Source organism: Terriglobia bacterium (assembly GCA_020072845.1).
Lineage (GTDB): Bacteria > Acidobacteriota > Terriglobia > Terriglobales > Acidobacteriaceae > JAIQGF01.
Window position 1 is genome coordinate 1 of sequence record JAIQGF010000004.1, and the last position, 21,875, is coordinate 21,875.

The 21,875-nt window shown below is 61.2% G+C and carries 19 protein-coding genes, 1 tRNA gene and 2 pseudogenes; 10 read left to right on the top strand and 12 right to left on the bottom strand.

Going from position 1 to position 21,875, the window contains the following annotated elements; all coding sequences use genetic code 11:
- Positions 1-112 precede the first annotated feature (112 nt).
- A complete protein-coding gene (locus LAN70_03305; protein MBZ5510177.1) occupies positions 113-313 on the top strand; it encodes a hypothetical protein in 201 nt (66 codons plus the stop codon).
- 211 nt (positions 314-524) lie between these two features.
- On the opposite strand, the gene LAN70_03310 is transcribed toward LAN70_03305, so the two are convergent.
- The 6 genes from LAN70_03310 to LAN70_03335 all read right to left on the bottom strand — a co-directional run bounded on the left by LAN70_03310 (position 525) and on the right by LAN70_03335 (position 6,303).
- Positions 525-2,264 (bottom strand): chloride channel protein, encoded by a 1,740-nt coding sequence (locus LAN70_03310; protein ID MBZ5510178.1) that lies wholly within the window; start codon positions 2,262-2,264, stop codon positions 525-527.
- A 50-nt stretch (positions 2,265-2,314) separates the two neighbouring features.
- Complete coding sequence (locus LAN70_03315; protein MBZ5510179.1) at positions 2,315-3,643, bottom strand: amidohydrolase; 1,329 nt, start codon at positions 3,641-3,643, stop codon at positions 2,315-2,317.
- A 52-nt stretch (positions 3,644-3,695) separates the two neighbouring features.
- On the bottom strand, positions 3,696-4,163 hold the full coding sequence (locus LAN70_03320; protein ID MBZ5510180.1) for a DUF1801 domain-containing protein: 468 nt from the start codon (positions 4,161-4,163) through the stop codon (positions 3,696-3,698).
- Entirely contained in the window at positions 4,163-5,248 is a 1,086-nt protein-coding gene (locus LAN70_03325; GenBank protein ID MBZ5510181.1) for an energy transducer TonB, read from the bottom strand. Before LAN70_03325 ends, LAN70_03320 begins: the two co-directional genes overlap by 1 nt.
- Before the next feature lie 75 nt (positions 5,249-5,323).
- Positions 5,324-5,764: an OsmC family protein gene (locus tag LAN70_03330; protein MBZ5510182.1), complete on the bottom strand. Its 441-nt coding sequence runs from the start codon at positions 5,762-5,764 to the stop codon at positions 5,324-5,326.
- A 134-nt stretch (positions 5,765-5,898) separates the two neighbouring features.
- Positions 5,899-6,303, bottom strand: coding sequence for a nuclear transport factor 2 family protein (locus tag LAN70_03335; protein MBZ5510183.1), 405 nt, complete (start codon positions 6,301-6,303; stop codon positions 5,899-5,901).
- Positions 6,304-6,473: 170 nt separating this feature from the next.
- Between LAN70_03335 and LAN70_03340 the strand changes: the two genes are divergently transcribed.
- Together LAN70_03340 and LAN70_03345 are read left to right on the top strand one after the other, a co-directional pair.
- On the top strand, positions 6,474-6,653 hold the full coding sequence (locus LAN70_03340; GenBank protein ID MBZ5510184.1) for a hypothetical protein: 180 nt from the start codon (positions 6,474-6,476) through the stop codon (positions 6,651-6,653).
- 75 nt (positions 6,654-6,728) lie between these two features.
- Entirely contained in the window at positions 6,729-7,586 is an 858-nt protein-coding gene (locus tag LAN70_03345) for a hypothetical protein (GenBank protein MBZ5510185.1), read from the top strand.
- Positions 7,587-7,766: 180 nt separating this feature from the next.
- Here LAN70_03345 and LAN70_03350 read toward each other — a convergent pair whose 3' ends face one another.
- Positions 7,767-8,348, bottom strand: a complete 582-nt coding sequence (locus LAN70_03350) for a TraR/DksA C4-type zinc finger protein (GenBank protein ID MBZ5510186.1) — start codon at positions 8,346-8,348, stop codon at positions 7,767-7,769.
- A 174-nt stretch (positions 8,349-8,522) separates the two neighbouring features.
- Positions 8,523-9,200, bottom strand: a complete 678-nt coding sequence (locus LAN70_03355) for a hypothetical protein (GenBank protein ID MBZ5510187.1) — start codon at positions 9,198-9,200, stop codon at positions 8,523-8,525.
- Between the two features lie 150 nt (positions 9,201-9,350).
- Between LAN70_03355 and LAN70_03360 the strand changes: the two genes are divergently transcribed.
- Positions 9,351-10,331: a response regulator gene (locus tag LAN70_03360; protein MBZ5510188.1), complete on the top strand. Its 981-nt coding sequence runs from the start codon at positions 9,351-9,353 to the stop codon at positions 10,329-10,331.
- Positions 10,332-10,560: 229 nt separating this feature from the next.
- Here LAN70_03360 and LAN70_03365 read toward each other — a convergent pair whose 3' ends face one another.
- Complete coding sequence (locus LAN70_03365; protein ID MBZ5510189.1) at positions 10,561-10,827, bottom strand: hypothetical protein; 267 nt, start codon at positions 10,825-10,827, stop codon at positions 10,561-10,563.
- Between the two features lie 344 nt (positions 10,828-11,171).
- On the opposite strand from LAN70_03365, the gene LAN70_03370 reads away from it, so the two are divergent.
- The 3 genes from LAN70_03370 (at position 11,172) to LAN70_03380 (ending at position 14,120) form a co-directional block, all read left to right on the top strand.
- Positions 11,172-12,887 (top strand): M20/M25/M40 family metallo-hydrolase, encoded by a 1,716-nt coding sequence (locus LAN70_03370; GenBank protein ID MBZ5510190.1) that lies wholly within the window; start codon positions 11,172-11,174, stop codon positions 12,885-12,887.
- A gap of 350 nt (positions 12,888-13,237) precedes the next feature.
- Positions 13,238-13,696 carry a hypothetical protein gene (locus tag LAN70_03375; GenBank protein MBZ5510191.1) on the top strand — a complete coding sequence of 153 codons (459 nt, stop codon included), beginning with the start codon at positions 13,238-13,240 and terminating at the stop codon, positions 13,694-13,696.
- 109 nt (positions 13,697-13,805) lie between these two features.
- Complete coding sequence (locus LAN70_03380; protein MBZ5510192.1) at positions 13,806-14,120, top strand: transposase; 315 nt, start codon at positions 13,806-13,808, stop codon at positions 14,118-14,120.
- Positions 14,121-14,143: 23 nt separating this feature from the next.
- Here LAN70_03380 and LAN70_03385 read toward each other — a convergent pair whose 3' ends face one another.
- Positions 14,144-15,028, bottom strand: coding sequence for a ChbG/HpnK family deacetylase (locus tag LAN70_03385; protein MBZ5510193.1), 885 nt, complete (start codon positions 15,026-15,028; stop codon positions 14,144-14,146).
- A 79-nt stretch (positions 15,029-15,107) separates the two neighbouring features.
- Between LAN70_03385 and LAN70_03390 the strand changes: the two genes are divergently transcribed.
- Positions 15,108-15,183: transfer RNA gene (locus LAN70_03390), tRNA-Ile, on the top strand.
- A gap of 956 nt (positions 15,184-16,139) precedes the next feature.
- Positions 16,140-18,701 (top strand): annotated as a pseudogene (locus LAN70_03395) (hypothetical protein).
- 138 nt (positions 18,702-18,839) lie between these two features.
- Here LAN70_03395 and LAN70_03400 read toward each other — a convergent pair.
- Both LAN70_03400 and LAN70_03405 read right to left on the bottom strand, forming a co-directional pair.
- Positions 18,840-19,190, bottom strand: a pseudogene (locus tag LAN70_03400) (MBL fold metallo-hydrolase).
- Positions 19,191-19,216: 26 nt separating this feature from the next.
- A complete protein-coding gene (locus LAN70_03405) occupies positions 19,217-20,428 on the bottom strand; it encodes a PLP-dependent aspartate aminotransferase family protein (protein MBZ5510194.1) in 1,212 nt (403 codons plus the stop codon).
- A gap of 229 nt (positions 20,429-20,657) precedes the next feature.
- On the opposite strand from LAN70_03405, the gene LAN70_03410 reads away from it, so the two are divergent.
- The gene (locus tag LAN70_03410) at positions 20,658-21,863 is read left to right on the top strand and encodes an aminotransferase class V-fold PLP-dependent enzyme (GenBank protein MBZ5510195.1); all 1,206 of its coding nucleotides are present in this window, start codon (positions 20,658-20,660) and stop codon (positions 21,861-21,863) included.
- The last annotated feature ends 12 nt before the right edge of the window (positions 21,864-21,875 follow it).

A 21,875-nucleotide genomic window follows, 5' to 3' on the forward strand; every position in this document is an offset into this window, starting at 1 on the left:
CGAGTCGCGAGCCAGCAGCGGAGGTTTCGTTCTTAAACTCGCGACTCGGGACTCGGGACTTTTTTCTGAACTTGCTGGACCGGCGCACGTATCTACGAGCAGGAGATCGACCGTGCTGACATTCATACTGTGGTGCATTCTTTTCGTGTTCTGCTGGCCGGTGGCGCTGCTGGCGCTGGTGCTGTACCCGCTGGTGTGGCTGCTGCTGCTGCCGTTTCGGATTATCGGCATCGCGGTGGACGGGGTGCTGAAGCTGCTGTGGGCGATCGTCACCTTCCCCGCCCGGCTGCTGGGCGCTCCGGGGCGGGTGTGACACCTCCCGGGGCTAAAGCCCCGAATATGGCCAACGAAATTCGCCGGGCTGAAGCCCGGCGCTTCCACCCTTCCCCGAGCTGCGGCGCTTAGCGGAAACCGTACAACTTCGCCGCGTGATCGTGCAGCACCATGCGCGCAAGTTCCAGGGCACGCGCGCTATCCGCCAGACAGTCTACCCCGGTGAGCCTCGGCTTCGAAGGCGGGTAAGCTTAGGCCCGGTCAGGCGGGCTGACGCCGTATGAATCCAGGACATCGCGCAGGGTCAGGATTCCTTCCAACTTGTGGAGATCGGCACGGCTCACTACCGGTAGGATTTCGATCTGGCTTGCACCCATGCGTTCGAGCGCCAAAGCAAGCCCTTGGTCCGGGTGGACGTGCGGAAAAGCACTGGCATTCACCAACTCCCCCAGCTGCTTGGCAGCACCCACTGCTACCTCTCGTTCGAGAGTCAGGAGGTTGATAACGCCAACTACGCCTCGTCGATCAGTTACTAGCCAGGTTCGGAATTCACTCGGGCGAACCCGTTCCAAAGCCTCCTGAACCGTGATCTCGGCTGGCAGTAGCTCAGTTGGAGTGCGCATGACTCGGACAACCAGACGGTGACCATGTCGTTGGTGAGTTTCCGGCCCGGGAAGGTGTATGCCATCCTGCACTGCCAGAGCTTCGTAGATGGGCTGCCGCTGCAGCCGTGAAGAAATGAACAGGCTCACCAAATTTGAAATCATCAGTGGAACGATAACCTCATAGTCCTGCGTCATCTCGAAGATCATCACCACCGAGGTCATGGGAGCGCGCACGATACCGGCGAAGACCGCGCCCATCCCGACAAGCGCGTAGGCGCCCGGTGACGCCGTGTAGGCGGGTAACCAATGATGTGCCAAGGTCCCCAGAGAACCTCCCAACATGGCACCAATGAACAGGGCTGGGCCGAAGATGCCGCCGGCATTGCCGGAAGCATAGCTCGTGGTCACCGTTACGACCTTCAGAACCACCAGTAGCGCCATCAGCTTTAGAGCCATGTTTCCATTAAGGGCGTAGCCCACATATCCATAACCCACGCCCAGGACCTGGGGCACAAACCATCCTGATAAACCGACTACCAAGCCGCCGGCCAAAGGTTGAAACCAGAGTGTCTTTTGCGGGAAGCGGAGAAATCGTTTCCGCATGCCGAGCAGAAGTTTCGTGAAGGCGACCGAAACCAGGCCTCCGGCGACTCCGAGCACGGCATAAACGGCAAATTCCGCGGAATGGACCAGTTGGTATTGCGGAACTTTGAATAGAGGGCTGTTACCGAGCAGCAGGCGGAGCACCCCCCAAGAAGTAGCCGACGCCAGCACCACCGAGCCTAGCACCGGCGCGTGAAGGTCTCCCACGATCTCTTCGAGCGCAAACAATACTGCCGCCAACGGCGTGTTGAATGCGGCGGCAATGGCTGCTGCCGCACCGACAGGTAGAAGCGCCTTCACCTTTTCGGGACGCAGCCCCAAGGAACGCCCGAGCACTGAAGCAATACCCGCGCCGACTTGAACGGAGGGCCCTTCGCGTCCGAGGGGGATTCCGCTAGCCAGTGTCGCGGAAGTACAAAAGAACTTTCCCAGCACGGTGCGCAGCGCGATACGCCCTTCGCGCGCATATAGCGCAGCCTTGGTCTGGGGTACTCCACTGCCTCGCGCATCAGGAAAATAGCGGAACAGGAGGTAGCCGATAGCAAGGGAGCCAGAGACCGGGAACAAGAAACGCCGCCACGGAGCACCGCCCGCCGGATACAGCCGCATCCCCATTCGTTCCGTCAGCAAGATGAAAGCGACGACCGCCAAGCCTGTGAATGCGCCTATAACCAGCGCCAGGACCAGAAATACCTGATCTTCATGTTGTTGCAGTTTGCTCCAGCGATGTAACAGCGGGGGTTTCCACGAAGTCTCGCTCGCTCGCTGGCCAGTTTCGCTCATCTCTCGAATGCCTCCAAGAGCATACCCAACTTGCGTCGGAACACGATACATCACTGGATTCCGTACAGCTTCGCCGCGTTATCGTGCAGCACCATGTGAGCGAGTTCCAGGGCGCGCGCGCGGGTGATTTCTCCATCCTCGATCATGCCGGCGAGGGCCACGGCCAAGGCCCAGCGCGCGCCTTGCGAGGTCTGCCAGCCCACCTCTTCCCAACCGATTTCCGGCGTAGCGGCGTACAGGTCGGTGCCGAACAGGATTTTCTCCGGGTACCACTCCATCCAGCTCCGCATGTAGTTGGCCAGTTCGTGGGGCGAGATCATCCAGCCTTCGGACGTGTCCGCCCACACGTTGGACTTGCCCATCAGGAACGCCGTCTCGCGGGTGAACGGCCAGCCGGCATGCAGCAGGACGAAATTCGTTTTTCGCAGCACAGGATCGTCGAGGTCGGCTTCCAGCAGCAGCGGGTTGGCGCCGCCGATTTGGAAGTACCCGCCACATCCCGCGCCGGTATGGAGGTGCACGGGCATGCCGAGCCGTCCAGCTTCGGCGGCGATCACGTGGAACAGGTAATCCTGCAGGATTTTGTATTCGGCTTTTGTGGGCGCCGGAATGAGCGACGACGGCCGGGCATCGCCCATCTGGCGAAAATAAATGCTTGCCGCAGCGTCATGAGGAGCGGGCGCAAAGTCCAGCGCTCGCAGGTATGCCGCCTCGAATTTCACCGCCACGGCACCGGCCTTCTTTTGACGTTGCAGCGTCGGCAAAACAATGCGGGACACATATTCATCCAGCGACACGGGCAGGCGTTTGATCTGCAGGTCCGACGCGTATCGCTTCAATAGAGCCTCTTCGCGCGCGAAGAAGATTTTTCGATCGGGCGTGTCGGCCATGGCCGCATTGTTCAAGGGAAACAGCAGCGCGTCGTCGTAGGGCACCCAGCGGAAGCGTGGCGGGGTGAGGCCGGGTCCCATGGCAACCCGGTTGGCAAGCATGGTTTCAATGCCGAGCCGGTCCAACACCCAAGTGGGAAAATTTTCGCCTTGCTGGCGGCGTACTTTTTCTTTTGCGGCCGTCAGTACCCGCAGGTGCTGCGGCGCCGCGTCGTCGTAGGGATAGCCGTACAGCTCTTTCCAGGCCTTGAGGAACGCGGGATTGTCGGCGCGCGTCATGGTGGGTGCGCCCGACGGCTCAAGAGGATCGCAGGGCAGCGCGTCGAATTCGGTGTCCTGCTGCCCAGGTTCAACGACCTTCATCACGTGTGTGTGGTTATCAATCGCTTTGATCTTCTGGATTTCCGCTAGCAAGACGGGGTCAGGCTGGGTTTGCGCAGCGGCACAACACGCGCACAACACGAGAGTGGCAATCATCAGGCGACGCATAGGTCAGTTGATATCACACTGGAGCAGGCATTTTTCGAGGCAGTTCAAGATTTCAATTTTGCCGCGGCCGGCGAGGCCGCTGTTTGGCTGAAATTGATCGGATGACAAGGCGGCGCCGGCAGCGGCCGTCAATGGGATTTGACGCGCGCCGAACGGCCTGGTCGATCAATTTGCGAACCTCCGGTTCGTCCAGTTCGCTAGCATCGCGCAGCACGGTATTGCGGACGAACTTGCCATTGCCCCGAAGACGCCTGTCAGGATCGGGGAGTGTTGCACCCTGGAGGAAGAACAAATTGACCCAGCGCGGGTAGAGTGCGACGGAGAAGATGGCCTCGGAGGCGCGCTCGCTGGGACCGAACCCGATCACCAGGGCATTGTAGTTGTCGTAAACCAGTTCCACCGCGCCCGGCAAACGGCGGCGCATCGTGGCGAGCGCGCGGCGGGCGCAGGCCGCCACTTCAGGCGTGTACCGGGAGATGAACGCTTCGAGTTGTTCTTTCCCGGTCATGGCCGCTGCCATCAGCCTCCAAACCGCACGTTGATATACCACTGCCTCTGCTGGGGAACGCCGTTCTCTTTCTGCGGCGAATAACTCGCTTTCCTGACCACGTCGAGTGCCTGCCGGCTAAGCACGGGATTGGAATCCTGGAGCACCTCGGCTTCCAGCACCTTGCCGTCTTCCCCGACTTCGACAACCACGATGACCGGCTGAACGGTGCCGACCGGGCCGATGGACAGCGGAACCGAGAGCGGAAACCGTCTGGGCGTCATCAGCATCGCTCCCGGACCGCGCGCCTTCATCTGTTCGGTGGGCGCGAAGTAGGCGGCATCGCTGGAAACCGGGTCGGTGATGCTGTCGAGCCGCGCCGAGATGACGGCGGTTTCGCCTTCCACAACCGTAACTTCCCGCGGCAGCACGCGGTTGTGGAAGTGCAGCGCGTCGCGGTAGTCATAGGTGATGTAGATCCCGGGCGCCTCGGAATAGAGCCGCAGCAGGCCGTCGTTCGTATCAATGCAATACTCCATCTCCTCCCAGCGCCGTCCCTGCGTTGCCGTAGCAGGGTTGCCCTGGCGAGAGAGCAGCACGCACATGAGATCCAAGCCATTCCATTTCGTGGAAGCGATGCGGATCAATGCGCCCGGCGAGAAACCCAGCACGGGCCAGAACACCGCCGTACGCAGCATGTGGATGCGCATGGGGATGGGGCCGGGCGTCTTCTCGTCGTACGCGACACCTCCGCCGCCCATGCGGACCATGGAGAAGCTGCCCAGATGCGCCGACCAGCGCCACCTCCGCCCTGACAGCCAGGTTTCTTCCATGTCGCCGGCGCCGGTGTAGCTCGACTGCCCGCCGGCGTTGAACGACAGCTTGAGCGTAAACGGCGACATGGTCGCCATGTGCAGATCGCTGTTCTGGCGCGCGCGTTCGACCAGCGACAGCACCAACGCGCGCTGCTGCGGAGTGTCGGGAACGAAGGTCGCGCCGGTGGAAGGCTCGAGTGGATCGCGCGGCGGAGACGCCACCTGCGGCGGCGCCTGACACATGGCGACCGTGGTGACCAGGAGCGGAAGGAGCAGCGATGAAACGCAGCGGACAAATTTCATACACACCTATCCCCTGCCCCAAGCAGCGGAGATTGTAGGACGGAGGGATCAGTGTTTCAACCAGTTGTCGACCGGTTAGTCCGCTGCCCGCGACTCTTCCAGCTTGGCGTCCAAGGTGATCTTGGCGTTCAGCAGCTTGGAAACGGGGCAACCGCTCTTGGCATTGTCGGCCGCCTGGCGGAAAGCTTCCGGCGAAGCTCCCGGAATGCGCGCCGTGGTTTGCAGATGGACCTGCGTAATGGCGAAGCCCGACTCCAGTTTCTCCAGCGTGACTGTAGCCTCGGTGGCAATCCGCTCCGGCTTCAGCCCGGCGTTGCCCAACTGCGCCGAAAGCGCCATCGAGAAACAGCCGGCGTGCGCCGCCGCGATCAACTCCTCGGGGTTGGTGCCCTTCTCGCCTTCAAATCGCGTGGCGAACGAATAGGGAGTGTTCGACAGCACACCGCTGGCGCTCGACACCGTTCCCTTCCCGTCTTTCAATCCACCGTTCCACACCGCACTGCCTTTGCGCTGCATGATGTCTCCTCTCTGAACTGTGATGGAAGTTGTGCATCGGTCAATCGGTCTGTCGGTGATTCGATGCGGGACGGCAGCGAATCGACCGAAAGACTGAGAGACCGATTGACCAAGCTGGCGACCAGCCGCTAGCCCTAGCCGGCAGCCGGTAAGTCGCTCGACCAGGTATCGGCCACGATGAGCCATTCGCCCTTGGATTGGCGACGCCACACCGTGAGGTATTTCCCGCGCTCCTGGCGCTTGCCGCCGGCACGCGGCACCGACATCGTATAGCGCCCGACGTCGTAGGCCAGGTCCCCGGAATGCTTGACGAAGGTGACCTCATAGGTGAGTTCGCCGACACCGTGCTGCATCGGCGTTTTCAGGTATTCATAAATGGCATCGCGGCCGTGCACGGCGGCATGATGGGGCGGCATGTAGACGGCATCGGGCGCGAACGCCTGGATGAGTTTGTCCAGGTCGCCCGCGTTCCAGTTCCGCGCCCATTGCTCGCCAATCTGGGTGATGTGTTGTTCCACTGCGTCGACGGTAGTTGGCATGGCTGGACCTCCGAAACGTGTAGCAAGCTCGCTTGCGAAAGGCGCCTGTGCCCGCATTCGTGGGCAGCGCCCCGAACAAATCAGATTGTACTGAAAATTCATGCTGAAAGTTGTCGCCGTTCAGGTATGCTTTTCTGCCCAAATCCCAAGCCCAATTCAGGAGGCTCTCAATGAAGTCCGCCATTCGTGGTGCCATTGCCGTCTTAATGCTGCTCGGATTGTCAGCCGCTGTGATGCCGAAAAATACCAAGCAGAATGCTCCGATCATGGTTGCCGGCGGCGGCGGCCCCATGCCGGTGTGCGATCCGGCCGACCCGAAGTGCCCGCCGGTGATGGCGCCGCCGCAGTAGTACTTACTGCGGTAACCGGAGGCCAACAAAAAGCTTGCTCGCATGGGGCGGCGGAGCTATGCTCCATTCCGACCCATGTCACGCGAGCTTGTTTACTACACATTGTGGATCACGCCGGCGGCCGGGTTTGTGTGGCTGTCGGCCATGATGCTGCGCCGGAAACTGCAAAAAGAACTTCCGCTGTTTTTTGCGTTCGTCGTTTTCCAGGTCGTGACCTTTGCTGTCGACTTCTATGCCTATAACCGCTCGCCGTCCCTCTATTATTTCTATGCATATTGGACGACGGCGGGACTCGGCATCGCCATCAGCTTTGGCGTGCTGTACGAGGTTTTCACTGGTGTTTTCCGCCCGTTTGTGGGCTTGCGTGAATTCGGAACCATAGTTTTTCGCTGGGCCGCCCTGATTCTAGCGTTGGCGGCAATTCTTCTCGCGGCTAGCTCACGACCGGTCCCGGGCAGCACCCAGTTGTTTACCGTGATTATGAATTCGATGCGCAGCGTGGAGCTCATGCAGTGCGGGCTGGTGTTGCTGATGCTGCTGTGCTCCAGCTATTTGGGAATCACGCTCCGCCACCGCATCTTCGGCATCGCCCTGGGCTTTGGCATCATCGCCGCTGTGGACTTGATCGTGGTCGCTGTCCTGTCCAATTTTGGTTTGCAGGCCAAGACGTTCGTTCAGGTTAGCAAGATGCTGGCCTACAACCTGTCCGCGCTGTTGTGGATGGGATACGTCTACGCCGGCGAGGTGGAGCGCCGGCCGGAGAAGCAGCTCATCTACGCGGAACGCTGGAACTTCGCGCTCGCCGCGGCCATGCATCCGGGGAACGACGCGGCTTCGCTGCCGCGGATCGAGGACACCGTGGAACGTGTGTGGAAGCAGGCGAACGGCCACTCCAAAAAACCGAAAGGTCCTGCGCACGGCGCCGATCAGTAGAAATCAGAACAACTCAGGAAGAAGCCGCAACGCGAGCACGCCAGCTTGCAGGTGAAACCCGCACTCATTGAGTGATTTACTGATTTGTGATTTGGTGATTCTCGGAGTTTCGCGTGGGTTCCGCAGGCAAATCACTAAATCAGCAATCACTAAATCAAGAATGCAACACACGCTCTTACGCTACGCGGGCCGGTAATACGCCTCTCCGGCGCAGGCCCGGCACAGCACCTGGTTATCGCGCACCACCTCGCGGCGGAAGTTGATGCCCTCGCCGCAGCGGGCGCACACGGCGCGCTCGCCCTTGTAGCCGGGAAATTCCTCAGGCGGAAGTTCCACGGTGACGGCCTGCACGTCGAACAGATCGTCATCCGCCATTTCGCGGTAGGCGAGCATCTGCTGCTGGTTCTTGTTTTCGATCTCGGGATGCAGGCTCCGGGCCAAGGCCTTGGACGATTCGCGGGCGGCAATGCGATAGGCGCGGCCGGCGGAGAGGTCAACGAAGGTGGCGGCGACCTTGCCCCAGTCGCGAAATTTCAGCGCGCGCTTGCCCAGGCGGCAGCCGGTCACGACGGCGACGGCGTCGGTGGCACAGCGGTCAATCTCGACGAAGGTCACGAGCCGCTTGCGGTCTTTGCCGCGCGGGTCCTCGATGCCCAGCTTCTGCAGGCCGAGCATCGCCATGCGCACGCCCAGCACCTGCCCGGCACAGAGGTGGCCGTGGGCAACTTCGGCTTCGCGGAGATACTCGTCGAGGGATTTCATGAGAGTTTCAGTTTCAGTTTCAGTTTCAGTTTCAGTTTCAGGTTGTCGGTTTTCGGTTGTCGGTTGTCGGTTGTCGGTTCTATTTCCAGATTGCTAGCTAGAGCGACGATTTCCCAGGCTCCTCCGGCCAATAACCCTCGTCCTCTTCAGGAAACACAACCACAGAGGATTTCATTATTTGTCTTCTTCACCGGACTCGCTCGTCATCGGCGCGAGATCGGCGGCGTGGCCGCGGATATTGAATGTCAGCTTCGCGGCGCCGGCGGGGGAAAACGTCACCCGCACCGGCTGCCGCTGCCAATCGGGCGCGAGGCACTGCGCGTCAGGCATGTCGGCGTCCTTCGCCGCCCCAAGCTCGCGCTTCAGGATTGGCTTCTTGCGTCCCAACTGCGCCACGATGGCGAACACCTTCGCGCCGTCGTCGGAGACACCACAGTAGGCGGCATAATCACGATACCAGCTTGCCAGGGAATAGAACGCATCGAAATTCGGCAGGTTGAGCTGGCTGATCCGTCCGCTGTCGCGGTCCACCAGCAACCACCCGCCGCGCTGCCATTTCCACTTGTGCGCCGTGCCCTGGTCCGACGGGAGCCAATCGTTCAGACGGTAGGCGCGGCGGACGACGAACATGCGCTCCGTGATGTCGTGCGGATCACCAGTGGTGAATTCCCGCAGACGGCCATCCACGTACAAAGACCGGACCTTCAGGTCCATGGCTTTGTCCTCGTCGGGACCGAGGAATAGTTGCACCGGCATCCACTTGCCAAAGGTGACAACGTGCTGCCGGGGCGCGGCCGCGGCGATCACTGCCAGGACGAGGCAGGCCACGGTGATGAAGCAAGCATGGCGCATGCGCAAAGCCTAGTCCCGGGCGGAGGAAATCCGCAAGTTTTACAGCGTGATCCAGCGCGGGAGCATAGAATTATGATCGGGAAAGAAATCGCACCGCGCGTGACAGGGATGCAACCAAAACCAGTACTCCTGTCGTCAACTACAGAACACATGAATTTCGTTCTCCAGCAGAAGCGCGTGGCGCGCATCCTGGTGGTTGATGACCACGTGGAAAACGCGTCGCTGATGGCACAACTGCTGCAGACGCGCGGATACGTGGTGCGCGTCTCGCACAACGCCGGCGATGCCGAACAGGAAATCCGCTCCCATTTGCCCGACCTGATCCTGCTGGACGTGATCATGCCGGGCAAGTCCGGCTACGATCTGTGCCGCGAGTTGAAGGCCGATCCCATGACCCGCCTGATCCCGCTGGTCATGATCACCGGCCTGACCGAACGGGAAGACAAAATCCGCGGCATCGAGGCCGGCGCCGACGATTTCCTGAACAAGCCCATCTTTCCGGAAGAGCTGTTCGCGCGCGTCCGTTCGTTGCTCAAGCTCAAGGAATTCACCGATGAGCTGGAGAGCGCCGAAGACGTGCTGTGCACGCTGGGGCTGAGCGTCGAGGCGCGCGACCCCTACACCGAGGGCCACTGCGAGCGGCTGGCGCGCTACGCCAGCGAGATGGGGCGCCACCTGAAACTCGGCGAGGAGGCGGTGGTTGCGCTGCGCCGCGGCGGGTACCTCCACGACCTGGGAAAGATCACCGTGCCCGACGAAATTTTAAAGAAGGGCACCGACCTCACGCCCGAGGAATGGCAGATCATGAAGCAGCACCCGATCACCGGCGAAACCATCTGCCAGCCGCTGAAGTCGCTGCGCCTGGTGCTGCCCATCATCCGCAGCCATCACGAACACTGGGACGGCAGCGGCTATCCCGACGGGCTCGGCGGCGAAGACATCCCGCTGCTGGCGCGTATCCTGCAGATTGTGGATGTCCACGATGCGCTGATCACCGCGCGCCCCTACAAACCGGCGCTGCCCCACCAGCAAGCGGCAGAAACCATGCGCCAGGAGGCTGCGGCGGGACTGTGGGACCCGAACCTGGTCGACGAATTCTTCCAGATGCTGCGCAAGGCGCAGGCGGCGTAGTTCCGCAAGAAATCGCGTGGCTTGTCTTCACCAGGGGAATGGACCGCCAATCGGTGGAGGCCCGGACAACAGTCCAGGGAGATCACACTTTAGGACTCCACGTTTTGGGAATGATCGCCATTGTTGCATAGCCCAGAAACAATGGATGACCCAATTCGCCGTACGCAATCCGAGTTGGACCCCATCAAGAGATTCTTCTGATCAATAGGGTACACGCGCCGGGTTGGCCCTAGGAGGCGGCGGCTTGGCGAGTGACCGCGGCCGGCAGCGGCACCATGACCACGCCTTTTCCGCGCTGGAAGGCAAGCGTCATCGTGGATGAACACTCGGCGCAGAGCCAGAAAAACTCGACCCGGTGAGGCTGCCCGGGTTCGGCGACCAATTGCGGCCCCGCGCTCTGCGGGCGGTTGAGCGAGGTGTCAATCTGGAACAGCTTGCCGTCGCGGAGATAGTGGAACGGCGTGGTGCACACGGGGTTGGCGCATTTCGACAGCATGGAGGTCTCCGACATCATTGGGGAACCGAAGCCTCAGGACCGGAGTTATTCCAGCCCCACTCGTTGCGAGAGCGAACCCTCCTAGAATGCACCCATTTTGTTCCGGAGGAGCAGGATAGTTTTCCACAGAAAATGCCGGCATGCCCAGACGGGCACACTTCCCAATCAGGGCCAGTTTGCACAATCGGTGATGCAAATTGAGTCGCGTAAACAGCGTTGCCGCAAACCGAGTTGCTGATTAACATCGTTGCTTCACGTCGGCACCGCATGATGAAATCAGGCCCGACGCGGGCCCCAAGCGATATTGTGCATTCTGATTGAACCGAAGCGAGGGACGATTGATGATGCGAAGCAAGCTCTCCTACACGGCCGCCGCGCTGGCGGTCGTCATCACCGCCGCGATGGCGATTCCGGCCATCGGCGCGGCCACGGCGACCACTGAATCCGTTGACCTGGAAACCATCACCAGCATCCGGCAAGAAGGATTCCGCAATTCCAAGGTGATGGACACGCTGAGCGAGCTGACGGACCGGATCGGCCCGCGGCTGACCGGCTCTCCCAACATGAAGCGGGCCAACGACTGGACGCGCGAGCAATTGGAAAAGTGGGGACTGGCGAACGCTCACCTGGAGAGCTACGGCCCGTTCGGGCGCGGGTGGTCGGAGGAATCGGTGTTCGTGCGCATGGTGTCGCCGGATGTGGCGATGCTGATTGCGCAGCCGGAGGCGTGGACGCCATCGACGCCGGGGCTGCTGCGCGGACGAGTCGTGCGCGCCAAGCTCGAGCGCACGGAAGATTTCGAGAAATATCGCGGCAAGCTGGCGGGCCAGATCGTGCTGCTGGGCGAAATGCGCGACGTGAAGCCGCACGAGGACGTGGAAATGCAGCGCTACGACGACAAGCGCCTGGAGCAGATTTACCTGTACCAGGCGGCGATGCGGCGCGGATACGAGAGGCCGTCACGCGAGGAGATGGTCCGGCGCCTACAGTTCCGCAAAGAGCTGGTGAAATTCCTGACCGACGAAAAGGTTGCGGCGGTGATCAAACCGAGCAGCGGCGACGGCGGCACCATCTTCGTCCAGGGCACGCAGGCGTACAAGAAAGACGAGCCGATGGGCGTGCCCAGCCTGGTGATGTCGATCGAGCACTACGGGCGCATCCTGCGATTGATGGATCGCGACGTGCCGGTGGAGCTGGAAGTTGAAGTCAAGACAAAGTTCTACGATGACGATCCGATGGCGTACAACACGGTGGCGGAGATCCCGGGCACGGATAAGAAAGACGAGATCGTGATGCTGGGCGGGCATCTCGACTCGTGGCACACCGGGACGGGCGCCACCGACAACGGGTGCGGCGTGGCGGTCGCCATGGAGGCGGTGCGCATCTTGAAATCGCTGGGCGTGAAGCCGCGGCGGACCATCCGCATCGCGCTGTGGAGCGGCGAGGAGGAGGGCTTGCTGGGCTCGAAGGCGTACGTGACGCAGCACATCGGCGAACGCCAGCCGCCGCCGAACCAAAGCCCGAGCGAAGCCGCGCTGCCCTCCTATATGCGGCGCGAAACCGGGCCGGTGGTGACCAAGGCGGAGTGGGGCAAGGTGTCGGCGTACTTCAACCTGGACAACGGGTCGGGAAAAATCCGCGGCATCTACACCCAGGAGAATGCGTCGGTGCGGCCGATCTTCGAAGCGTGGCTGGAGCCGTTCCGCGACCTGGGCGCGGGGACGGTGACGATGCGAATGACCGGCGGGACCGATCACCTGCCGTTCGACGCGGTGGGCGTGCCGGGATTCCAGTTCATCCAGGACCCGCTGGAGTACGAGTCGCGGACGCACCACTCGAACATGGACGTTTACGAGCGGGCGCAAAAGGACGACCTGATGGAAGCGGCGGTGATTATGGCCTCGTTCGTGTACAACGCCGCGATGCGCGACCAGATGATGCCGCGCAAACCGTTCGGGGCAGACACGAAGGTGATCCGCGCCGAAGAAAAACCCGCTGGCGACAAGGCGGTGGCAGAAAGGGGCGGGACCAAGGTGAAGAAGGCGGCGAAGAAGGAATAGGTTCAGTTTCAGTTTCAGACCAGTCTCAGGGCACGGCGAAGGCAGTGCCCTTTTTCGGCTGTTCACCGATTTGGGTACAGTGATCTGCGGTAGCACTCGGCCGCCTGAGCGGACCGCTGGGTGGGGTGGGCGGTCTGCTCGGCGGCCCCTGCGGGACTACCCGACGGCGGGACGAACAGGATTGTTTTCTCAGCGAAGAGAGTAGAATCGTTAACTTCTCAAGGAGTCTTCGCGTGAAATCGCTAGCGTCGGCGCTTTGTATCGGGATCCTGTCACTGTGTGGTCTTGCTTTTGCGCAGGACTCTTCGCGGGGGCAAGAAGCAAACCCCTCGACGACGTCGGACGCACAAATGTCATTCGGTGCGTTGAAGAGGCTGGCGGGCACGTGGACCGGCCGAGTCACGACCGATCCGCGTAATCCCGAGATAGATGGGGCCATCCAAGTCACGATGCGCGTGGCCTCCCGCGGAAACGTCTTAGTGCATGAGATTGCGCCCGGCGGAGTACCAGAGCCGACTGTGATTTATCTGGAGGGTGATCATCTGACGTTAGTTCACTACTGCGAAGCCGGCAACAGGCCCCGAATGGTGGCTCGCAAGTCGCCGGACCAGAAGACGGTGGAGTTCGATTTCGTCGACATTTCAGGTAGCACAAGGCCTGCATACCTGCATAACTTCGTGTTCACGCCCATCACCTCGGACCACCACACCGAAGACTGGACGTTCATGCTGCCTGGCGACAAGCTGCTGCGCGCGCACTTCGATCTGAAGCGAGCAAAGGAAAGCGTTCCGCCGCCGGCCGGCAAATGACGGAGCCCAGCCGATCCACAGTTGCGGGAACGGTCGAATCTAGGGTGTTCACCGATTGAGTACAGCGATCTGAGGCAGTACCCGGCCTCCTGCGCGGACCGCTATTGGGGTGGCGGTCTGCTCGGCGGCCTGGACATCGAAACGCGATCCCACGTGGCCATCCGGCTTCCCGAGATGGAGCGACTGGGCGACTTCCTTCTCAAACATATCGAGGGGCATCGCCGCTTACTGTGATCACGCGGTTCGGTTCGGCGTGGTCGAATCGATCAACACGACCATCAAAGCCGTGCTCCGCCGCGCTCGTGGAATGCGAGATGAAGAGATGCTGCTCCTGAAATTGAAGTGGGCCACCGCCCACCCCATTCGGTCCGCTCGAGACTTGATGCGCTTTCTGACCCTTCAACCGCTGTACTCAAATCGGTGAAGACCGCCTTTTTCTTGCGCGGGTCAGGCTCCGGAGGCTGTGGCGACAGGGACCAAGTCGCGGTAGGAAATTAATTCAACACCACATTCCTTCAAAAGGTCGCGAGTGCTGGGCGAGGTCAGCAGCGCAAGCTCGGTTTCGCACGATGCGGTGAGGGCGCTCAGCGGACGCAACGCGGGGTCGTTATAGCCGGGATGGGTGACCAGTTCCCAAGTGCCCTCCGGAATGCGGCGAATCAGCGTGTCCAGCCGAGGCCGGTTGAGAGAGCCGGTGAGGACGATCCCAACGGTGCCGTCGGTGGTGACGAGGCCCTCCGCCTCAACGATGCGGCGAAACTTCCCTGCCATGGACTGAAATGCGCGCACCGCACAATAGCGGCTGAACAATTTGGGCCGCAATAACACCCGGGAAAACCGGGCCCCGGGGCCGGGTTCGAAGGGGTTGCGCACCGCGCGGATGCCGCGCATTTTTGCCGCCGTCAACAGAGGGCGCAGCACGCGCGGAAACAGATGGGTGTGCTTGTGGGTGTCGAAATGGGTGAGCGCGAGGCCGGCGGATTGGAGCTTCGCCATCTGCGCCGCCGCTTCGGAGGTGATTTCGGCGGCGGAGAGGCGGTTGCGCAGGGCGGCACGCGCAAAGCGCACGAACCCAGGCCGGAATGTCGCGCCGTGGGTGAGCGTCGGAATCTGTCCGGGCGCGGACACGGGACTAAGCTGGATCAGATCAACATGACAGCCAATCGAAAGCTGCGGCAAAGTGCGGGCAAGAGCTACGGCTTCGTCCAATTGAGCGCCCCCGGCCATCATGCTGGCGGAGGTGACGACGCCGCGCTGGTGCGCTTCGGCGATGGCACGGTTGACGCCCGCGGTGAGGCCGAAGTCGTCGGCGTTGATGATGAGGCGCTTCACCCGGAAGCAGTGTAACCCGGGGCGGGGCGTGGGCAGCGAAAACGAAACGCGGCGTGAGATGTGCTAGATTCTGGCTGGAGGGCCCGTAGCTCAGCGGTTAGAGCAGTGGACTCATAATCCATTGGTCCCAGGTTCAAATCCTGGCGGGCCCACCAAGGAATCAATCGCTTACCTCAGTGGGACTTTTTGAGGTGTGCCGTAAAGAGCCGTCAGGTCGATTGGTCTCAATTCAAATCCTGGCGAGCCCACTGCTCTTCAATCACTCACCCGGGTTGTGTTTCTGGGTAGGCCGCAGGAATTTTTCGGCACACTGCGCCCCCGGTCGCGTTGCTGAGACCGGGTTCAGTGCGGCGCACACGACCTCGAACTCGTGTGCTATTACTGCATCGCGGTCCTCACATCCTTGTACCCCATGGTGTTCGTCACGGCCGCCAGCTTTCCCGTCTGCTTCGAACTCGCGTGCCGTAGTCGTGCCGCCCGCAATGTCGGATGATTTCAGCAGTCGGCAAGTCTGTCACGCACGGGTCCGAATGTAGCGTTATCCGCACTTGCCGCTACTCAGGCAGGAACTCTTACGGCAAATTAAACGAGGTGGTTGCAGGGTCGCCGTGCCGGATCTCAGGATCTGGCGAGTGGAGGATTGGGGAAACAAGAAGGTCGTTCGCATCTGCCAGACTGAGATCACCGGGAACCGCGCGGAAATTGGATCGGACCTCGTATCGCTGTTTGTTGATTGTCTTGAAGAAAATCAGACGCCCTGACAATTGGATGTTGAGCAAAGCGGTCTTCCATTGTGAGGGTCCGACCTGAACGCGCCCAACTTCGATTGTGCCGCCGTTGTCGATGTGCCCGAAGATCCCCCAACCAAACTGCACACTATTGATGAGCCGACCGGAGAGTTTTGCCAAGCGTTGCTGTTGCGGATCGATCAGCACTGTTCCGGCAAGGCCATGAACCACCCGAGCCTCGTAGTTCGGGGGTTTGTAGCTGGGGTCGGGACGGAATTTGAGCCTGACAAAATTTCCGTCAACGCCATCGTAGTCGTAGAGAAATGCTTGCGGCATCATCCGCATGAGGATCTCCAGCATCTGCTCGTCATCGTCGTACGTGGCTGCGTTCGCCTCTGGAACCGTCAACTTCAGCAAGGCAATGTTGCGGAGCGCCTTATTCCAGTCTTCGGGTTTCTTCTTCGCGAAAACCGGAACATTCGTGGTGCTGTAGAATTTATCTCGCGGTTTTGAGGCCTTCCGCCTTGGCTTGTGCTGGGCCCCTACTCGCACTATGGCTCACTTCGCCGGTCATTGCATGGTGGATCAGCCGCCCGCTGGCCCACCACCGGGCACGGCTGACGGCTGACCAGACCGTGTTTCTCCGAAAACTGTCTCGCAAGACCTGGGGGTTCTTCGAGACCTTTGTCGGCCCCGAGGATCATTGGCTGCCGCCCGATCACTATCAGGAAAACCCTGTCGCTGTAGTCAGCCATCGCACCTCGCCGACCAACATGGGGCTGGCGCTGCTGGCGAATTTGTCCGCCTACGACTTCGGCTACGTTTCCGCTGGACAGCTCATCGAACGCACGGCGAATGCGCTGCACACGAGGAGAACCCTGCAACGCTATCGCGGCCACTTTTTCAATTGGTACGACACAAGATCTCTTAAACCCCTGACACCGAGGTACGTTTCGACCGTGGACAGCGGCAATCTCGCCGCAAGCCTGCTGACGTTACGCTCCGGACTGCTCGCCGTTGCCGATGACAAGATCCTAGGAGCGCGGTTGTTTGCCGGGCTCAGCGACACCCTTGCGGGCCTGCAGGACGTTGCTCGTGGCACGTCCGCAACCCGACTCGCGCAACTCCAGAATGAGTTGGCATGCCTCTGCGAATCACCCCCGGTGACGCTCACCGCCGCCCGGTTGAACATTGAGGCGTTAATGTCATCCGCGGCGAATGTGATCGCTGCCCTCGGGCCCGGCTCCGACAGTGAAGCGAGCAGGTGGGCCAGTGCTTTCATTGGCCAATGCCGGGCCGCCGGCGATGAACTCGCGTTCCTCGCTCCGTGGTCCGCGCTTCTAACTACCCTGGAGTGGCGCAGCGACTGCCCCGAGCTTTCCAATATCCCCACGTTGCGCGAACTGGCAACCCTTGAGGTGGACGTACTAACCGCCCTCGAAGCGAGCACCGGGCCGGCTGAGCTCCGATCACTCATCACGCAGGCTGGCGAGCGAGCCCGGACAAGAATTTCGGCCATAGAAACACTTGCCCAACAATGCGGAGAACTCGCCTGCTTTGAATACGACTTCCTCTTCGACAAGACACGTCATCTCTTGGCGATCGGATACAACGTCGGCGAAAGCCGGAGGGACTCGAGTTTTTACGACCTGCTGGCCTCGGAAGCCAGACTGTCGAATTTCGTCGGCATTGCGCAGGGGCAACTGCCGCAGGAGAGCTGGTTCGCCCTGGGCCGATTGCTCACCAATTCTGATGGAGAGCCAACCCTGCTCTCCTGGAGCGGATCGATGTTCGAGTACCTGATGCCGCTACTGGTAATGCCAACCTATGACAACTCATTGCTCGATGAAACCTACAAGGCGGCCGTCCATGGGCAAATCGAGTATGGAAAAGGGCGCGGCGTGCCGTGGGGTATTTCGGAATCGGGCTACAACACGACAGACGTTCACCTCAATTATCAGTACCGTGCCTTTGGCGTTCCCGGTCAAGGTCTGAAACGTGGCCTCGCCGAGGATCTGGTGATTGCGCCGTATGCCTCGGCGCTTGCCGTGATGAGGAGAGCGGCCACTTCTGGTCGCCCACACCATGGCCCAGCCGCGGCGCCACGCCCTACATCAGCCGGCACGGATTCGGCTACAGCGTCTTCGAACACACCGAAAGCGGCATTCGCTCGGAGTTGTGGGTTTATGTAGCGTTGGATGCGCCTGTCAAGTTCGCGGTGTTGAAGGTGCGAAACCAGTCGGAGTCGATCGCGCCGACTCTCCGTTACGGGATATGTGGAATGGGTCTTGGGTGACCTGCGGCCGAAAACGTCGATGCACGTTACCAGCGAAATTGCCCCGAATAGCGCCGCCCTGTTCGCGCGCAACCCGTACAACACGGAGTACGCCGGCTGGGTGGGCTTCTTCGCCGCGGACGCTCCCAAGCAAACCGTGACGTGCGATCGGGCTGAGTTTCTCGGACGCAATGGCACACTTCGAAGTCCGGCTGCGATGTCCCGGTCGCGGCTCGCCGGCAAGGTGGGAGCGGCGTTGGATCCCTGTGCGGCGATCCAGGTTCCATTCGAACTTGCCGGTGGGCAAGAACGCGAAATCATCTTCACGCTCGGCATGGGGCAAGACGCCGAGGATGCGACCAGCCTGGTTCGCCGGTTCTGCGGGTCGGGTGCCGCCCGAGGCGCCCTCGAAGCTGTGTGGCAGTACTGGACGCACACCCTCGGCGCAGTGCAGGTGGAGACACCCGACGCGTCTCTCGACGTGCTCGCCAACGGCTGGCTTGTCTACCAGGTTTTGGCGTGTCGTCTTTGGGGACGCAGCAGCCACTATCAGCCGGGCGGCGCTTTCGGTTTCCGCGACCAACTGCAGGATGTGATGGCGCTCATCCATGCTCAGCCGCGCCTCGTGCGCGAGCAACTGCTGCTGTGCGCGTCCCGTCAGTTCCAGGAAGAAAGCTCCACCGGTATCCTCAAACTCCGTCCGGCGCGGGATGGCGCCGGTCACGATCACCCCGGGAGCAATTTGGGTTGGCGCCGACGAGTCGATCAGTTCAACGTCGTGGCGAAGCGCTTCGACGCACTCGGCCGGCATACCTTTCAGCCGGACACCCGAGTCCTTCTCGCGTTGATATTTCTTCGCAAACGCCGCCGGATTCGCAAACACTTTGCCGTGAAAACCACTGGCCATCAGCGCCGCGATGCCCCCGCTGTGGTCGGAGTGGCCGTGGCTGAGAACCAAGGCATCCGCACGGCTCAAATCGACGCCGAGCAGCCGTGCATTGTCCACCAACGTTCGGCCTTGTCCGGTGTCGTAGAGAATGCGGTGCTCATCGGCTTCGATCCAGAGCGAAAGTCCCCACTCGCCCAGCAGGTCGAAGTGACCGGCGGTGTTTTCAACCAGGGCCGTAATGCTCAGTTTCTGGATCACAGCAGCTCGCATACATCTGGAGGAATTTGCGCTTGCCGCTAGCGAGCAGCAGCGACTTCTATTTCCATCGCGACCGCGTCGAGCGCCTGGCGGAGGTCGGCGATGAGATCTTCCACATCCTCGATGCCAACCGAGTAGCGAACCAGGCCGTCGCTGAATCCCGCCGCTCGACGATCCTGGGGCGAGATGCCCGCATGCGTCATGGAAGCCGGATGCTCAATGAGGGTCTCTACGCCGCCCAGGGAGACGGCCAGCGTGGCCACCTTGACCGCGTTCATGAGCCGGCGCCCCGCCTCCATTCCGCCCTTGAGCTCGAAGCTGATCATCGACCCGAAGCCCCGCATCTGCCGCTTAGCCAACTCATGCTGCGGGTGCGATTCCAGGCCGACGTAGCGCACAGTCTGAACTTCAGGCTGCGTCTCCAGCCAGCGCGCGATCTCCAGTGCGTTCCGCTGGGCCCGCTCGATGCGAACGCCCAGCGTCCTGAGTCCGCGCAACACCAGGAAGGCCTGGTGCGGATCCATGTTGCAGCCGAAATTAACCATGACGCTGCGCAAAAGCTTGTAGATCGACGGGTCCTTCGCGACCAGGATTCCGCCTACCACATCGGCGTGGCCATTGATGAATTTGGTCACCGAGTGAAGCACCACGTCGGCGCCGAGATCCAAGGGCTTTTGCAGATACGGGCTGGCGAAGGTGTTATCCACGGCGATCAAACAGCCGTGGGCATGCGCCAGCGCCGAAACCTGCGCGATGTCGGTAAGCTGCATCGTCGGATTGGACGGCGTCTCGACGTACACCAGCTTGGTCTCGGGACGCAGGGCATCCCGGACCCGGGCCAGGTCCGAGGTATCGAGGTAGGTGGATTCGACTCCGAAACGCGAAAAGTGGTTCTCCACCAGTCCGCGGCTGGGTCCGTAGACCGATGCCGTGCTCACCATGTGAGCGCCCGCGCTCAACAGCGCTACGTACAAAGTCGAAACCGCGCCCATGCCGGAACTGGTGGCAATGCCGCCGCAACCGTTCTCCAGTTCGGCCACGCTCTCCTCGAGTGCGCGGATGGTGGGATTTCCAATGCGGGTGTAGATGTAGCCGTCCTCTTGCCCGGCGAAAAGCGCGGCCCCGTGTTGGGCATCGCGGAAGGCAAAGGTGGAGGTCTGGTAGATCGGAACGTTGATTGCGCCAGTCGGGTCCGCCCGGTGGCCGGCGTGGATCAACTTGCTATTGATGCCGAGATGCTTCGTGTCCATGGGTTCCGGCTCCCCTCTCGAACAACGTCGAGCACATCCACGTGCTGCCACTAGTGTCGGCCAGCGCGGGCGCGGGAACAGTGATAAGCCGCACTCATTCCGGTGACAACTGCATCCGGGCCTGAAGACGACTCTGTGGTCTTTGCCGTAGCAGGGTGATGATCATCACAGCCCGAGGGCGCAAACGAAGTTAGGCTAGTCTGAAAGCGCGCTGCGCTCAAGGACCCGCATGGAACAGGATCTGATCTATTTCGATAACGCCGCCACGGCATGGCCCAAGCCGGAGGGCGTATACCAGTTCATGATTGATTTCTACCGGAGCAGCGGTGTGAACCCGGGCCGAAGCGGTTTCGACCTGGCGCTGGAAGCGGGCTCGCTGCTCGATCGCTTGCGCAAGCGGTTAACGAAATTCTTTGGCGGCGATGAAGACGCGCCCGAACGGCTGTGCTTCGGCTACAACGCCACCGACGCGCTGAACCTCATCATCGCCGGGTCATTGGCATCCGGCGACCACGTCATTACCACGAATCTGGAACATAATTCCGTCATTCGCCCCATCAATCACCTGGTGCGCGACGGCGGAGTTACGGCGACGTTTGTGCCGTTTGACGGCGCTGGGTTCGTCAATCCGGACGATATTGCTAAGGCGATCCGTCCGAATACAAGGCTGGTCATTGTCAATCATGGATCGAATGTCATCGGGACGGTTCAGCCGGTCAAGGAAATCGGACGCATTTGCCGAGAACGGGGCATCACTTTCGCCATCGACACCGCCCAGACCGCCGGAGTCATTCCCATCAACATGAAAGAGATGAACGTCGACGTGCTGGCCTTTACCGGTCACAAGGCACTGATGGGCAGCATGGGCATCGGCGGCCTCTGCGTGCGCAAGCACGTGCAACTCGGTCAGACTCGCAGCGGAGGCACAGGCGTGCGCTCGGCGTATCCCTACCATTTGGAGGAGTACCCGTGGAGGATGGAATTCGGCACGCCGAACATGGTGGGCGTGGCGGCGCTGTGGGCAGGCCAGGATTGGCTCGATGAAAACGGCGTCGAAGCCATCCACGCGCGGGAAATGCGCCTGGCCCGAAAGCTGGTCGAGGGACTGCGCCAGATCGAGCGAGTGCGACTCTACAGTTGTGACAAACTCGACAACCATCTCTCCACGATCACGATGAATGTGGAAGGCCTGGAAGCCGGCGATGTCGGCATTATGCTCGACGTTGACCACGACATTGCGACCCGCACCGGACTGCACTGCGCGCCGCTCGTGCACCAACAACTCGGAACCTTGGAGAGGCACGGCGGAGTCCGCTTCTCAATCGGGGCGTTCAACACCGAGGAGCAGGTGGACGCTGCCATCCATGCCGTTGGCGAGATCGCTCACTGGGCTGCCGCACGCCGTGAACGAGCAGCCACGCTACCGGCCTCTTGAACGGAAGCCGTG

Bases quoted from the DNA above. Each gene is read 5' to 3' on its own strand.
- LAN70_03355 (MBZ5510187.1), bottom strand. From the start codon at position 9,200: ATGCGCCATGCTTGCTTCATCACCGTGGCCTGCCTCGTCCTGGCAGTG.
- LAN70_03375 (MBZ5510191.1), top strand. From the start codon at position 13,238: ATGTCATTCGGTGCGTTGAAGAGGCTGGCGGGCACGTGGACCGGCCGA.
- LAN70_03370 (MBZ5510190.1), top strand. From the start codon at position 11,172: ATGCGAAGCAAGCTCTCCTACACGGCCGCCGCGCTGGCGGTCGTCATC.
- LAN70_03315 (MBZ5510179.1), bottom strand. From the start codon at position 3,643: ATGCGTCGCCTGATGATTGCCACTCTCGTGTTGTGCGCGTGTTGTGCC.
- LAN70_03340 (MBZ5510184.1), top strand. From the start codon at position 6,474: ATGAAGTCCGCCATTCGTGGTGCCATTGCCGTCTTAATGCTGCTCGGA.
- LAN70_03330 (MBZ5510182.1), bottom strand. From the start codon at position 5,764: ATGCAGCGCAAAGGCAGTGCGGTGTGGAACGGTGGATTGAAAGACGGG.
- LAN70_03350 (MBZ5510186.1), bottom strand. From the start codon at position 8,348: ATGAAATCCCTCGACGAGTATCTCCGCGAAGCCGAAGTTGCCCACGGC.
- LAN70_03320 (MBZ5510180.1), bottom strand. From the start codon at position 4,163: ATGGCAGCGGCCATGACCGGGAAAGAACAACTCGAAGCGTTCATCTCC.
- LAN70_03345 (MBZ5510185.1), top strand. From the start codon at position 6,729: ATGTCACGCGAGCTTGTTTACTACACATTGTGGATCACGCCGGCGGCC.
- LAN70_03365 (MBZ5510189.1), bottom strand. From the start codon at position 10,827: ATGCTGTCGAAATGCGCCAACCCCGTGTGCACCACGCCGTTCCACTAT.
- LAN70_03405 (MBZ5510194.1), bottom strand. From the start codon at position 20,428: ATGGACACGAAGCATCTCGGCATCAATAGCAAGTTGATCCACGCCGGC.
- LAN70_03310 (MBZ5510178.1), bottom strand. From the start codon at position 2,264: ATGAGCGAAACTGGCCAGCGAGCGAGCGAGACTTCGTGGAAACCCCCG.
- LAN70_03360 (MBZ5510188.1), top strand. From the start codon at position 9,351: ATGAATTTCGTTCTCCAGCAGAAGCGCGTGGCGCGCATCCTGGTGGTT.
- LAN70_03335 (MBZ5510183.1), bottom strand. From the start codon at position 6,303: ATGCCAACTACCGTCGACGCAGTGGAACAACACATCACCCAGATTGGC.
- LAN70_03325 (MBZ5510181.1), bottom strand. From the start codon at position 5,248: ATGAAATTTGTCCGCTGCGTTTCATCGCTGCTCCTTCCGCTCCTGGTC.
- LAN70_03410 (MBZ5510195.1), top strand. From the start codon at position 20,658: ATGGAACAGGATCTGATCTATTTCGATAACGCCGCCACGGCATGGCCC.